The organism is Flammeovirga sp. AWQ4_249 (assembly GCF_056161045.1).
Genome location: NZ_JBSWYJ010000007.1, coordinates 113,809 through 128,803 on the forward strand (window position 1 = coordinate 113,809; position 14,995 = coordinate 128,803).

Annotated in this window: 9 protein-coding genes; 5 read left to right on the top strand and 4 right to left on the bottom strand. The window is 30.2% G+C overall.

The annotated features are described in order from the left end of the window. Nucleotides 1-58: 58 nt before the first annotated feature. Nucleotides 59-931: a DUF4178 domain-containing protein gene (locus tag ACXAHM_RS07995; RefSeq protein WP_474959896.1), complete on the bottom strand. Its 873-nt coding sequence runs from the start codon at nucleotides 929-931 to the stop codon at nucleotides 59-61. A 164-nt stretch (nucleotides 932-1,095) separates the two neighbouring features. On the opposite strand from ACXAHM_RS07995, the gene ACXAHM_RS08000 reads away from it, so the two are divergent. Next, the gene (locus tag ACXAHM_RS08000; RefSeq protein ID WP_474959897.1) at nucleotides 1,096-1,473 is read left to right on the top strand and encodes a TraR/DksA family transcriptional regulator; all 378 of its coding nucleotides are present in this window, start codon (nucleotides 1,096-1,098) and stop codon (nucleotides 1,471-1,473) included. A gap of 56 nt (nucleotides 1,474-1,529) precedes the next feature. Further along, nucleotides 1,530-2,138, top strand: a complete 609-nt coding sequence (gene scpB, locus ACXAHM_RS08005) for an SMC-Scp complex subunit ScpB (RefSeq protein WP_474959898.1) — start codon at nucleotides 1,530-1,532, stop codon at nucleotides 2,136-2,138. A gap of 17 nt (nucleotides 2,139-2,155) precedes the next feature. Here scpB and ACXAHM_RS08010 read toward each other — a convergent pair whose 3' ends face one another. The 3 genes from ACXAHM_RS08010 to ACXAHM_RS08020 are packed head-to-tail and all read right to left on the bottom strand — an operon-like array spanning nucleotide 2,156 to nucleotide 6,444. Beyond that, a complete protein-coding gene (locus tag ACXAHM_RS08010; RefSeq protein WP_474959899.1) occupies nucleotides 2,156-2,806 on the bottom strand; it encodes a bifunctional nuclease family protein in 651 nt (216 codons plus the stop codon). A 50-nt stretch (nucleotides 2,807-2,856) separates the two neighbouring features. Beyond that, nucleotides 2,857-4,029: an NTP transferase domain-containing protein gene (locus ACXAHM_RS08015; protein WP_474959900.1), complete on the bottom strand. Its 1,173-nt coding sequence runs from the start codon at nucleotides 4,027-4,029 to the stop codon at nucleotides 2,857-2,859. A 42-nt stretch (nucleotides 4,030-4,071) separates the two neighbouring features. Continuing rightward, nucleotides 4,072-6,444, bottom strand: a complete 2,373-nt coding sequence (locus ACXAHM_RS08020) for a TonB-dependent receptor (protein ID WP_474959901.1) — start codon at nucleotides 6,442-6,444, stop codon at nucleotides 4,072-4,074. A gap of 225 nt (nucleotides 6,445-6,669) precedes the next feature. On the opposite strand from ACXAHM_RS08020, the gene ACXAHM_RS08025 reads away from it, so the two are divergent. The 3 genes from ACXAHM_RS08025 to tamL all read left to right on the top strand — a co-directional run bounded on the left by ACXAHM_RS08025 (nucleotide 6,670) and on the right by tamL (nucleotide 14,845). Beyond that, nucleotides 6,670-7,110, top strand: coding sequence for a DUF7832 domain-containing protein (locus ACXAHM_RS08025; protein ID WP_474959902.1), 441 nt, complete (start codon nucleotides 6,670-6,672; stop codon nucleotides 7,108-7,110). A gap of 135 nt (nucleotides 7,111-7,245) precedes the next feature. After that, nucleotides 7,246-12,507, top strand: a complete 5,262-nt coding sequence (locus ACXAHM_RS08030) for a translocation/assembly module TamB domain-containing protein (protein ID WP_474959903.1) — start codon at nucleotides 7,246-7,248, stop codon at nucleotides 12,505-12,507. Beyond that, nucleotides 12,497-14,845 (top strand): translocation and assembly module lipoprotein TamL, encoded by a 2,349-nt coding sequence (gene tamL, locus ACXAHM_RS08035; protein WP_474959904.1) that lies wholly within the window; start codon nucleotides 12,497-12,499, stop codon nucleotides 14,843-14,845. The genes ACXAHM_RS08030 and tamL overlap by 11 nt, the downstream gene beginning before the upstream one ends. The last annotated feature ends 150 nt before the right edge of the window (nucleotides 14,846-14,995 follow it).

A 14,995-nucleotide genomic window follows, 5' to 3' on the forward strand; every position in this document is an offset into this window, starting at 1 on the left:
AATAATATATTTTTTTCGTGGTTGAAGTACCTTAAACTTAGGTAACTTTTTTTAACACTCATTTTTTAGGTAAAATGTCAGAAAATGATGTTTCATGAACAATTTTACCATAATAACCGCCAAAAGTTTTACTACCCATCTGTTCGATACACAAATACTCTTCTCTTGATTCATCAAAATAATCCCATTTTGCATATCTTCCCAATGATTTCTTTTCATTAAAAGAATAAATAGAACCAATCAAATTCTCATCTCTGTAAAACTTTTTCCCCTTAAAGGTAAGGATAGGGTTAGGCTTTTGTTTCAGTAATATTTCAGTATCAAGATTTTCACTTATACTATATACATTTACTTTTTGGAGTACCCTAATTTTTAGGTTAGGTGTATTGAAATTTTTAAAAATTACGACTTCATTGATCCCAGAAAGTAAAACCAACTTTTCTTCTTCTTCATGACTAGTAGAAGTTAATTGATAATGCTCAACTACCTGATAGGTCATTAGATTGTAATCAATTAAAAATCCTATTTGAAGGTCATTTATATTGATTGTTGAGGGGTCATAGTTAAATTCTCTGACATTAGTTTTTGGTTGTGTATTTACATGTTGCACATTATTACCTTTAATTCCATTGTAAATTAAAGCAGGTGCAGATTTAATGCGTTTAGCTTGGAAGTATAGATATGCTGCTGAGCCAACAAGTATCAAAGGTAGGAATGACCAACTTTTAACAATTGCAATAATGTTTAAAGCCAAGATTCCTTTTCTTGTAATATCATTTTGTTTAAAAAAAGAACTTAACTTATGAGAGAAAGAAACTTCTTCCTGAGGATTTAATACATAACCATAATTATTCAAATTTGTCTTATTTTTTGATTTTGGAATTTTAGGCCAAAAATTCAATTCTATGTATTTTCCAATATTTCCTTTCATGAAATCGAACTTGTTTTAATAATTATAGTCTATATTTACACAATAATAATGAGTTTAAATCTATTTTTTGAGTTATTTTTTATTGAATTACCTTATGGTACGATTTTTTTAGATTTATATTCATTAACTTTGTTTTATCATATTACCTTAACCGTTTTTTAGATATGGCAGTTGAAAAAATACGCTATTCTGCTGAAGATTTAAAAGAGTTTGAAATTCTTTTAAATAAGAAGCTAGAGAGAACAAATAAGGAGCTTGATCATCTAAAACATTCTATAACTAAAGATACAAGTGGTCAAGATTCTAATCACACAGGTGGGAAAACTCTAGAAGATGGAGCTGATGCTTTTGAGAAAGAGCAATTAAATCAGTTAGCTGCTAGAACTGTAAAGTACAGAACCCAACTAGAAAAAGCATTGGTAAGAATCAAAAATGGTACTTACGGAGTATGTGTGGACACTGGAAACTTAATTTCAAAAGAACGCTTGCGTGCTGTGCCACATACACAACATTCTATCGAAGCTAAATTGAAAAGAAGTTAGTTTAAAAAAATAATTTATTTTTATGGCACTTGGAAATACCAAGTGTCATGTTTTTTATGGAGAAATTAGATATATCTATCGAAGCAATTATTTTCGTAGCTAACGAGCCTGTTTCAACTGATGAAATTCAACAGACATTAAATGAGTCTTTTGAAGATTTTGAAATTGAAAGAGAGTTAGTAGATGAAGGTATTCAACGCTTAATAAAAAAATATAAACGTAAAGACTATTCATTTGAAATTATTAAAAGTGGAGAAGGGTATAGTTTTTTTACAAAAAAAGAGCAAAGTGAAGTAGTCAATACTCTTTTAAAGAACAGGTCTAAAAAAAGGCTCTCACGTTCAGCTTTAGAGACACTTTCCATAATTGCATATAAACAACCTATTACAAAAGGTGAAATTGAAAAGATTAGAGGTGTAGGGAGTGATTATGCAATGAAAAAGCTATTGAATAGAGGTTTGATACAAATGAAAGGTAAATCTGATGCGATAGGTAGACCTATGCTATATGGTACAACTGATCAGTTCTTAGAGTATTTTGGAATTACTACTTTAAGAGACTTGCCTTCACCAAAAGAGTTTTCTGAGGAAGATTTAGGGGAGGATATAGATAATGATACAACTACAGTAGTTGTAGAAGAAAAAAAAGTAGATGAGTCTGTTTAACTCATCTACTTTTTTGTTTATTGACGTTTTGTAATTTCATCCCTTAATTCTGCTGCTTTCATATAATCTTCATCATCGAGAGCTTTTTGCAGCATGGTATTTAATTTATCTAAAGAAACTGTACTCAGGTCACTTTCTGAAGGAACCACGCTTGTTTCTTCTTCGTCTTCTTCAATTCCTTCGAAGTCTTCAATTTCAAGTTCATCATCTTCTTCCATTTCGTCATCAACATGATCAACTTCATCTTGTTCTAATTCTTCGACTTGAATACCAGCTTCACCCATTATGTTTTCATAAACATAGATAGGAGCATTAAAACGAATACCAATTGCTACGGCGTCAGATGGTCTTGAATCTAAAACAATTTCTTCTCCTTCTGCAGTAATGATATGAATATCAGCATAAAAAACACCTTCTTTCAAATTTGAAATCTGAATGTGATTTATTGAAGCACCTAATTTTAATGCAAAGTTTTTAAATAAGTCATGGGTCATAGGTCGGTTTGAAGATATTTTCTCAATTTCTAGAGCAATAGCTTGAGCTTCAAACATACCAATGATGATTGGTAATCTTCTATTTCCGTGTTTCTCTCCCAGCACTAAGGCAAAAGAACCATGGGAGGTGTGGCTAGCTGATAGCCCTAAAATTTCTAATCTTACTTTATTCAAGACTTCTTTCAATTAATTTTAATACAAATCTAAACAATCTCAGTTAAAAATTAAATCGAATTTTCTTGACTGAGCTGTTTTATTGCAATATCTAATTCATCCATAGTGTCAACTTCACTTAAAGTTTGATCAGATAAAGGTTTTATTAGCTTGATATTAGCATCTTCTAGCACTTCTCTTAAACTATTTTTTCCAAAGGCTAAAGAATTTAATAATAGAAGATACGCTCTAGGTTCCCAAATTCCAAGTAATGGCTGAGGATCTCCTGTATTTGATGATTTATATAAAGTGGCAACCTTAGTTGGATCACGTTGTTCAATCAAATGCATTATTGTTCTGTCATCTACAAAAGGTAAATCAACAGCTACAGTAATCCATGCAGCGTTTGGATTATGTCTAAAGGCAGTGAGCAAAGCTCCAAATGGACCTAAATCTAAAAATGTGTCAGGTAATAGATTTAATTGATCAGAAAAAGAATTTAATTGATCAGGCCTACATGACATATATGACGCATTTGTGTACTTCTGTAAAATTTCTTTCATATGGAAACGTTGCTCCCTTCCATGATAATTGATTTTAGCTTTGTCCTTTCCACCCATTCTTTTACTGCGACCTCCTGCAAGTAATAATCCATTTACTTTACCCACATCAGCTCGTAATTTATTTTCAATAAACTGACAAATATGATGTAATTTATCACTTGTGAAAGATGGTTTCTGAAGAATATTATGGATACGTTCATGCAGAATTTCTGGAATATCAGCTTCTGTAGTACCTTCTTCATAAATAATACAAAGTACATTGCTTAATCGATTGATTTTACGACTAAGTTTAGCAGTATTTTCTTTATCAATTATCAGAATTTGTTTAGATGCTTTGAAATGATTTCCATTGATAAAAGCTACGTCTACATCGTTGAGAGCAATATGTCTATCGTTTACACTCAAAGCTTTCTTATAATCTATTCTTGAAAAAGTGATTTTATCTATAATTTCAACTCTAGATTTATGCGATAAAGAAGTCTGAGAATCAGTGCCTAATTCTTTTTCCAATTCAGAAATCTGATGATCACAATCAATGTAGCCAATGTTCCAATTTTTAGATAAACTTTCAGTAAGCCTAAAAATTAGTTCTTTTATTTTACTTGAAGAAGTGCCCAAAAAAGCAATTTCTGATCGACAAAATCTTCCTGCCTTTGGGCGTGCTAAATCATTACCTTGCATATATCGTTTAATTTATTTTCTAACTAAAGTTACAAACATTGTTTATAGGTGCAAAATCATTTTCACATTGAAAAACCTTTGAGACAAAGTATTCGGAACTGCATATTGTGTTCCGTCAAATGTTTGTACCCATGTATATGAAATAACATTGTTGTTACCTAGTACATTAAGTATCTCTAATCCAATAGATAAATTTTTAAGAAACTCTTCGTTTGGATTAGAAGCATGTTTATTCAGAGGTATTATTTTTAATAAACCTACATCTAAACGCATATAATCATTTCCTCCGCTGAATGCGTTACGTAATTCTGGATTGTTTGGAGGTCCAAAAGGCAAACCTGAACCGTATAAAAATCTTAAATTCATTCTCATTGTTGGATTATTGGGTAAATGATCTTGGAAAAACATCGCAAATGTCACCCTCTGATCTGTAGGTCTTCTAATCCAACCTCTTGGGTCTCCTTCTACTTTTTCTTTTGTGCTCATTACACTAAGAGAAACCCATGATTGAGTACCTGGAATGAATTCACCTGATAGTCTTGCGTCAATACCTGTTGCATAAGCTTCTGCTTGATTTTCACCAGAATATCTTATTCTAACATTGTCAACATCGTATGGGACAATGTTCCACATCTTTTTATAATATACTTCTGAAATTAACTTAAATGGACGACCCCAACTTTCAAAATTATAATCTATTCCACCAATGAAATGAAGTGATCCTTGTGCCTTAAGATCGAAATTAAGTGTTCCATCAGGACGTCTCATTTCACGATAGAAGGGAGGTTGATAATAAACTCCTGAAGCAAAAGAAAATATCACGTCTCTTTCCCATTCAGGTTTAAAAGCATATTGAAGTCTAGGACTGATATTAACTTCATTATTAATTGTCCAATACGTTCCTCTTACACCAAGTGAAATTCTATGCTGATCATTTGCAGACATGTATGTACTTTGAGCATATGCTGAATATCTTTGAGAAGTAATGTGATTAATAGCTTTTAATTGATCATCAACAGCAATAACATAATCAGCTGAATCTCTTAGTTGGTATTCATTCAAATTATCCTCTATATCTTCGTACTTAAATTGAATGCCAAATTCTGTAAGAAATAGATCGTTATGTTTATATTCATTTCTATTCTCTGCAATAAAGACATTTCCCTTTAAAGTATTTCTAGAATATTGATATTCACCTCCTAAACCTTTATAATTTACACCACTATTGATACCACTATTAGCATCTTCAATATCACTGATTCTATATCCACTTTCAAGATTAGAACGCTCTCTTTCTTGAGTTAACATAGCCGAAGTAATAAGGTTTGAAGTGAATTTTTCGTTGAAATTATGAATTAATTTTAAACCACCTTGAAATGTATCATAATCTAATTGCTCTTTACCTTCAAAAGCAATTGTTAAATTATTTATCCCTTCACCTGTTTGGAAATTAGTACTACGGGTCGTTGGATAAACACTATATCGATTGGCACCATAGGAGAGTATAGCTTCTAAAAATGTTTTTCCATATTTTTCTTTACCAGAAATATCAAAACTAAGATAAGTTTGAACATCAGCAAATTTAGGTTTGTATTCACCTTCCGTTTGTAACGTATTTAAAAGGTATTCCGTAGATTTATATCTAGCTCCAACAATAGCAGAATGTTTTTTATTTTTCGAAGCTCCTTCTAGAGTAAGTGAACCTCCTAATAAGGAAGCTTCCAAAGTTCCACCATAATCAAGTGGCCTTTTATATTGTATATTAAGAGAAGAGGATAATTTGTCTCCATATTTTGCTTCCCAACCTCCAGAAGAGAACTCTATATTATCGACCATATTTGTATTAACAAAACTTAAACCTTCTTGTTGGCCAGCTCTTGCAATAAAAGGTCGATATATTTCAATGTTATTTACGTAAACAAGATTCTCATCAAAACTTCCACCTCTGACAGAATAATCCGATGATAATTCATTGTTAGATGCTATACCCAAAGCACCACTTGCGACTAATTGTTGTGTAAATTCTCCATACCCAACAGGGATTTCTCTTAAATCTTCTCCTTCAACAAAAACAGTACTTGGTTTATCTCTAAGTTCATTTTCTTTAGAATCTGAAATTTCAACTTCTTCTAACTGATAAATTTGTTTGAAAAGTCGAGCATCTAAAGTTCTAATTTCATTTTCATTTAGTTTTAATTCAAATGCTCTTGGAGAAAAATTAGGGTGTGAAAAAAATATTGTAACTAATGAATCTGCAGGGAGTGTAAGAATATATCCACCTTTTTGATTTGTCACATAAAAATTTTGCTTATTCTTTCCTTCTTGAACAAATGCTGAAGGAATCGGTTTTCCAACAGAATCTATCAAAACGCCCCTTAAAGTTGCAGTTTGAGCATTAGATATTGAAAAACTCAAAAAGAACAGTAAGAATAAAAAACAATAAAAAGAGTAACTAAGTTTTTGACGCATAATTGCAAAAAAAGGTATAAAAAAAATTGTATACTTTTAAGAAAGTACATTTAAAAATTAATCTAATTTAGTGAAATTAAAAACTACTTTGCATTTTAGTGTAGATTTATCTTAAATAGTTAAGTAATTTTTGCTTTTTATATTTATATTATCAGATGAAACTGACTTTTTATGCTACAAGAAGAAATGACAAATAGCAATATAGTAGATAATGTTAGAAATTATTTTGGTGCATCGTTCCCTGATGAAGTATCTCTAGATCAAGCCTATTTACATATGGGTATCTTTATGGGGTGGGTCATTAAAAATGATTTTTACAGTGATGACTATGAAGACGAATATGGCTCTCAAATTATTCATTTTGTGAACAACGAAATCTCTCCAATTATTTTAGCGGAATCTCTAGATGGAATAATTGATTATTCATTGTTCAAAGAAATATTAAAACCTTTCGTAAGACAATATTATGTGAGTGGACAGTACTTGGAAGATTATAAATCCACACTATCTCATAATTTAGATTCAATGTTTCATGTAAAAGATAATCAAGAAAATTTTGACTTGATGAAAATTGTGATCTCTGAAAGGTATAGAAACTGGCTTACAACATAAATTTTTATTGAAATTATATTCTTTTTTATAATTGTAGCTGATTTTACTAACTATAAATTGTGTGACATGGTAAATATTAGGTAATTTTATATTTCAATTTAACTAAGCATATCACATTTTCCTCTTTATTCGATAATGAAAGTACCTTTCAAGCGAATATTTTTTGGTATTCTATTTTTATTCATCTTACTTTTTTCATTTGTATATGGGATATTAAGAGTTCCTTATATACAAAATTTAGTAATATCAGAAGTTACAACTTATCTCAGTCAGAAGACAAATAGCGAAGTAAGTATTGGCTATATTTCACTGAAATTCCCTAAATCTTTAAGTATTGAAAATGTTGATATTAAAACACCTTTAGGTGATCATTTATTGACAACTGAAGAAATTTTAGTAGATGTTGATATAGAAACACTATCCCTTAAAAATATTATTTTAGATCAAGTTTACATTAATGGTCTAGACGCGAGACTACAACTTAATAAAGAGGGCCGATACAATTTTGAATACTTTGTTGATGCATTTGCTGCTGATTCTACAAAAAAAATTGAAAAAGATACAACTAATAAAGAAAAACCATTATTAGTATTTAATGATGTTCATATCTCTAAATCAAAAGTTTTTTTAGGTGATAGTGTACATAATCATAATATATATATCACTGCTGATTATATCCGTACAGATGTCCCGTCAATTGATTTAAATAAAAATATTTATACTGTTAATTCAATTGAGGTCGAAAATTCAAATGTGAGGTATGAACAATATGGTACTCATATTTTGAAGGTGGATACTTTAAAGAAAGTAGTGGATGAAGAGAAGGCCAAATTTCAACTTTACCTAACAAAAGGTATCATTAAAAATTCTTATTTTGAGTATAATGATAGATCTATCAAACAAAAATTGTATGCTGGGTTAGGCCTGTTTGAAATAAGAAAAAATCATATAGATCTCGGTGAATCATTGATTAGTAATGATTTTATTTCTTTTGATAAAAGTAAATTCGAATATTCCTTTACTTCTGATACTGCTAATATTAAACCTTATAAAAAACCAACACTTGAAACACTAACTACTTTAGATATTGGATGGGATGTAACAACTAAACACTTAGATTTCAAAAACTTTGAGATAGAATATAATGATAACTTATTTCCAAGAATGGAAAAAGGAATAGATCAAAATCATGTACTCTTTTCTAACATAAATACAATATTTGAAGACATTGTTGTCAATGATAATGAGATGTTGGTTTCTATTGATAAATTTAACTTTAAAGAAAAAAATGGTATTGATTTACATCATTTGAAGACTGATATTACAGTTAAACCAAATGAAATGTCTATCAATAATTTATTGCTTGAAGTAAATAATAGTTTTATTAAAAATGATCTTTACCTAAAGTATCCCAATCTGTATCAAATGGGTGATTATCCTTCAAAAATTACAATTGATGATAAATTAGGAAAGGCTCATCTAGCATTGAAAGATATTCTATTGTTTGCTCCAGAGCTTGAAAGCGATACACTGATTGGACCTTTTTTAGATTATAATGTTGAAATGTCAACTTCTCTTATTGGAGACTTGACAGAAATGCATCTAAGCAATAGTACATTATCTTCAGATATTGGATTTAAATCAGAGTTCGATTTATCTGTTAGTAATATAATGGAAATAGATTCTATTGTCTATGATGTCAATTTAGATTCGATTGATTTTTCAACTAATAAATTAGCCTATTTACTTTTAGATTCTTCTATTACTAATACATACGATATTCCCCAAACAATCAAAGGACATGTGAAAGCACATGGTGATTTAAATAATACCTATGCTTCCACTGCATTAAACTTTTCTAAAGAAGGAAGCTTAGCTCTAACTTTTGAAATGCATAATCAGAATAATTATGCATTGGCTCTTCAAACAAAAGATCTAGAAGTTGGACAAATTCTAAAAGATTCTACAATTGGAAGAGTAAGTACAAATCTTACATTTCAAGGAAGTGGCTTAGATATAGAAAAAGATTTACAAGCAGTTCTAGAATTTGAATTGACTAAAGGTGAATATCAAAAGTACGATTATACAGGAATTAAAATGTATGCAGAATTAGATCGTAAATCTGTAATTTGGAAAGCATCTGCTGATAAAAAAGGGTTAAAGTTTAATTTAGCTGGTTCAGTTAATATGAATAAGAAAATACCAACAGCTACATTAAATGGAAATGTCAAAAACATAGATTTGTACAAACTTAATATCTATGAAGATACTCTTTCTTTTGGACTTGATATTACTTCTAATACTACAGGTTTTGATTTAATTGATTTAAATTCTACACTTGATTTAGAAAATATATACTTTCTAAAAGATAGAGAAAGACATGATATCAAGTTTTTTAAATCACATGTTGAATTAGATAGTAGTCACTTCTTTGTAAATCTTGATACAGAAGCATTAGAGGGTCGTGTCAAATCTGATGTTACGCTTGATAGTATCTCAAATTTGCTTGAAAGTTATTTTTCTCAATTTTTCTCTTCACGAGAAATGATTGGACAAAGACCACCATCATCAGGTGTATTGGATGGTTATTTAAAAATCAAAAAAACAGATAAGCTATTAGATGGAACGATACCTGGGTTAGATAGTTTAAAATTTGAAGAATGTGATTTCAAATTTGATGCGTCAACAAATACCTTTGATTTTGATCTTTTAATACCTAAAATCACTTACCAAAATTATGACTTTGATACAATTTTTGTTGACCTTCATGCAAATAGTGAGAAATTAAAATATGATATAGGTTTTAATCAATTTCATGTTATTGGTTATGAAGACTATTCACTACATTATTGGTCATTATTAGGAGATGCTTCTGATAATCATTTAAACTTTAAAACAGAAGGTTTTGATGTAGCTAAAAAAGATATATGGTTGTATGTAGGTGGAAGAGTAGATCTAGATTCAATTACATACAATTTGAAATTTGATGATTATATTATTGTAAATAAAGAAAAGTGGTCTGTAGACAAAGAAAATTATGTTCTTTTAAATGGTGGACTTCCAGAAATACATAACCTTTTTGTTGAAAAAGACGAACAAGCTTTTAAAATAGAAACTCTAATTAATCAACAAGAAGCTGATACTTTAATTACCCTTCAGATTAATAAATTCTCACTGGATTCGACAACTTATAATGTCAAGACGGATACTAGTATTGTCAATGGTGAAATAAATGCTTTAGTTAAAGTAGGTGATATTCGTGAAGGAGGTAAATTGTCAGCAGATCTTTCAGTAGACAATTTTGGCTTCTTCAATACTATTTTAGCAGATATTACAAGTAAATCTTCAAATACAGAAGATATTCATACTTATAAAAACGAAACTAAAATTGAAGGGAAAATCGGCAAAATAATATCGAATAGTACTTATGATGTTAGTGATAGTATAGCTCCTTTGGACTTAAAACTATCTATAAATAATTTACTACTGGAGCCTTTTGAAGTTTTTTCAAAAGATTATGCTACTGAATTATCTGGTTCATTTGGTGGACATATAGATTTTCAAGGTCTAGGTTCCGCTCCAATAAAAGTAGATGGAGAAGTATTACTTGAATCTCCAGCTTTTAAAGTAAATATGCTTAATGTTCATTTAACTGGAACGAAAGGTAAAATACGTTTTGATAATCATGGTATTCATTTTTTAAATATAGGATTTAAAGATAAAGAAAACAGACTTGCTGCATTAAGTGGAGATATAGAGACAAAAGATTATTTAAATTATAATTTCAATCTAAAATTTTCTGCAGATGATATTACAATAGTCAATTCAACAGAGAAAGATAATGAAGAATATTATGGTAAATTAATCATCGGTAATGTTACAAAAGTTACTGGGCCTTTAAGTCACTTGATGATCAAGTCAGATATTAGGATTAGTCGTGGCACTGATATGACTTATGTCTATGTAGATGGAGGTGTTGGTGATGTAGATACAGGAAATGACATCGTTCATTTTGTAGATGAAAAAGATACTGTCAAAGTAATCTCTACCACAAACAATTATGAGCTAAATGCAACAATTAATATTGATGAGCAATCTAAATTTAAAGTAATTATCGACCCAAGAGCTGGAGATGCATTAACCTTAGTGGGAGGTGGAAGTTTAAATTTAAGAATGGACTCTGGAGATGATATAGTAATGTCTGGTCAATATGTGATTACTGAAGGAGATTATTCCATGACTTTTTATCAGTTGATGAATAAAAAGTTAAAGTTGGAAAAAGGTAGTTCTGTTTTATGGACGGGTGACCCTTATAATCCACAAGCTGATATGACGGCTATTTATGAAGCTTCTGCATCGCCTTATCCTTTAGTTGCAAATCAAATTGAACCTGCTCAGGCAAATAAATACAAGTCTAAAAGGAAGTTTATTGTTTATATGAACATGAATGGAGATGTGATCAAACCAGAGCTTTCTTTTAAATTAGAATATCCTGGTAGTTCACAAGGTGGAGATCAAATAGAAACAGCGGTTGATTATTTAAATCAAGATGAATCTCAATTAAACAAGCAAGTATTTTCATTTTTAGTACTAGGTACTTTTCTTAATGATTCTGGTAGTGAAGGTTATAGTACTTCCGATATGGTTGCTGGATCTGTGAGTTCTATAATTAGTCAACAATTAAATAATGTAACAGATGGGTTAACGAATGGATTTGTAGATGTAAATTTTGATTTGGATACCTATTCTCAAAATCAAGGAGCAAGTACAACGAACCGAACTGATGTAGGTGTTACACTGAAAAAGACATTATTCAATGAGAGATTAAGTGTTTCAGTAGGTGGTAAAATGGCAGTTAGTGGTAATCAAGCAGATGAAAATAATAGTAGTAGTTTTAATACTGATTTTTTATTAGAATATAATTTATTAACTGATGGTACATTAAAAAATAGATTATTTCGTTCAATTGATGACCAATATTTTACGCCTGATGTATTTAAGACAGGTGTTTCCATTATGTTTACTAAAGAATATAATCAAGGTAAGGAGCTGTTCATCAGAAATTTAGATAAGAAAAAAGATATTCGAAAAAGGATGGGGATGATGAAAAGAGCAGGGTCCAGTGGTGGCATGATGCAGTCTTCAGATTCATCAAATGCGTCGACAGGTATGATGGCTCCAAGTGAAGATAAAGAAACTGACTCAATAAAAATCAAAAGTGATTCATTAATAATAAATACTGATTCAACTCAAATTAAATCTGATGTAGAAGGAACAAAAAAATCATCTACTTTACCAAGTGAAGACCAATCTTCAAATTCAGATTACTTTTTTAACTTATTTCTTCGTTCTGAGGATGAATTCTCAATCAAGACTTTGGCTAAAAATGAAAAATAAAATTATACATCTATTCATTTTAGTATTACCACTGCTCTTATTTGGATGCAGTGTCACAAAATATTTAGAAGAAGAACAGTCTTTTTATGGAGGTTCTCATCTTAAATATGTAAATGATTCAATTAAAATTGATGGGAATTTAAAGTATGAAGTAGAAGGTATCTCAGAAACTATTTCACCCAATTCTGTTTCGGGTTCTTGGTTTTATTACAAAGCAAAGAATGCAAAAAGTAAAAAGGGATTTAAAAATTGGATGTATAAAGCTTTTGGTAAAGATCCGGTCTATTATGAAAAACCTATAGCTCAAAAGGTTGCTGATTTAATGCAAAATAAATTGTATAATAATGGTTATTTTGATGCAAAAGTAAATTTCAAACAGAAGCATAATAAAGAAGCTAGAACAACAGAAGTGACATACTATGTAAATGTCAAAGATACTCCTTATTTGTTAGATAGTGTGATCTGGGATATGAAAGAAGAAACACCATTGAACAAGCATGTTTTATCTATTCAAGAAAATTCATTATTAAAAAAAGGTGAGAGATACAGTCTAGATAATTTTAGAGCTGAAAGAAAAAGATTGAATAATACTCTTAAAGATTCTGGGTTTTATTTTTTCACTTCTAATTACTTGATGTTTGATCTTGACAGTGCAAATGGTGATAAAACGATAAATGTTAAGGCGTATTTTAAGAATATGCCTGATAAGGTGAAAAAGTTATATGTAGTTGATACTGTTACATTACAACCCGATTTTGATTTAGATGGCCTAAATGCTTCAAAAAATAAGCATGAAACAATTCAGCTTGATTCTGTTGTGATCTATAAAGGAGATCCTAACAATTTAAAACCTAAAATATTAGAATCTACATTACAAATTAAGACAGGGGATATTTATTCTAGGTATAAACATCAAGCTAGTTTAAGACAATTTTCTGGTTTAGGAGTTTTCAAGTTTGTAAATATGGAATTTGAACCAAAAGATACAGATGATCCATATCTTGGGAAATTAGATGTGAACGCAAAAATGTCTCAGGTTACATTACATGCACTATCTACTGAACTTTCGATGTCGACATGGTCTTCTGGTTATACAGGTCCTGAACTTGATGTAACATGGAAGAATAGAAATACTTTTGGAGGAGCTGAAAAATTATCAATTACCGGATATACTGGTGTGCAGAAACAATTTGGTGGAAAAAATAATGGTGTAGATGTTATATTTTGGTATGGTATCGATGCAAAATTATCAATACCAAGAGTTATTGCTCCAATTAAAGTTCATCCCGGTGGAGATTTTTATATTCCTTATACAAATTTTGGAGTTGGGTTTAAAAGATATCATTTCTTCCCTTCATATACTTTAAATTATTTCAATACGTCTTATGGTTTTGATTGGAGAACAAATGAAAACTTAAAACATACGTTAAATCCTGTTTCTATAAGTTATCAAGCTTCGGGATCAACTGGAGATTTATCCATAGATGAAGCATTTCCAACACTATCAGAGTCATTTAGAAACCAATTTATATTAGGTAGCGATTATACTTTTGAGTATGCTCCAACTTGGGATAAACGTATTCATTGGGGAAGCTTTTATTATAAAGGTGATGTAGCTATATCGGGTAATGTTTGGTATGGTGCAATGGAGTTATTTGGAGCTTCTAAAAATCCAGAAACAGGACAATATGAAATTTTTGGTAATCCATTTTCACAATACGTTCGTTTTACAAATGATTTTAGATTCTATTTCAGAACATCAAAAAAAGGCTCGTTAGCGAATAGATTGGTCATTGGTTATAGTAAGCCATGGGGTAATTCAACGGCATTGCCTTTTATTCAACAATATTTCGTAGGTGGGCCAAATAGTATTAGAGCTTTTAGGTCAAGAACAGTAGGACCGGGTAGCTATAACCCAGATGCTGAAAGTAACCCAGTTCCAAATGAAGATCCAGATCAAACTTCAGATTCTGATAAAAATATAAGTACTTTCGGTCAGCAAGGAGGAGATATTAAAATAGAAGGAAGTATTGAATATAGATATGATCTTCATAAATATCTAAAATTAGCGGCTTTTATGGATTTTGGTAACGTTTGGTTGGCAAATGAAGACCCCGATAGACCTGGAGGTGATTTTAAAATTGATAGTATGCTAAATCAAATGGCATTGGGTGCTGGGGTTGGTGTTCGATTAGATGTCCAATTCTTTGTTTTAAGATTTGATTTTGCAGTGCCGGTAAGAGTTCCTTATATTCCTGATAGGGGAGATCAATGGGTTATTAAAGATACTCGTTTTAATGATATTGTATTTAATTTAGCTATTGGTTACCCATTCTAACCTTTTATTATAAAATAATTTATTCACTTATAAATCAATATTTTTTACAATTGTATTTACCTTAATAGCATTTAATTGTGCTTTTTATATCAAAATTAACTAATTTGATGCTTAAAGAAAGAATGATCTATAACAAAATTAATTTAGGTT

What these genes read in the sequence shown, in the direction of transcription:
- ACXAHM_RS08015 (WP_474959900.1), bottom strand. Translation starts at nt 4,029, where the DNA reads ATGCAAGGTAATGATTTAGCACGCCCAAAGGCAGGAAGATTTTGTCGA.
- ACXAHM_RS08025 (WP_474959902.1), top strand. Translation starts at nt 6,670, where the DNA reads ATGCTACAAGAAGAAATGACAAATAGCAATATAGTAGATAATGTTAGA.
- ACXAHM_RS08000 (WP_474959897.1), top strand. Translation starts at nt 1,096, where the DNA reads ATGGCAGTTGAAAAAATACGCTATTCTGCTGAAGATTTAAAAGAGTTT.
- ACXAHM_RS08030 (WP_474959903.1), top strand. Translation starts at nt 7,246, where the DNA reads ATGAAAGTACCTTTCAAGCGAATATTTTTTGGTATTCTATTTTTATTC.
- scpB (WP_474959898.1), top strand. Translation starts at nt 1,530, where the DNA reads ATGGAGAAATTAGATATATCTATCGAAGCAATTATTTTCGTAGCTAAC.
- ACXAHM_RS07995 (WP_474959896.1), bottom strand. Translation starts at nt 931, where the DNA reads ATGAAAGGAAATATTGGAAAATACATAGAATTGAATTTTTGGCCTAAA.
- tamL (WP_474959904.1), top strand. Translation starts at nt 12,497, where the DNA reads ATGAAAAATAAAATTATACATCTATTCATTTTAGTATTACCACTGCTC.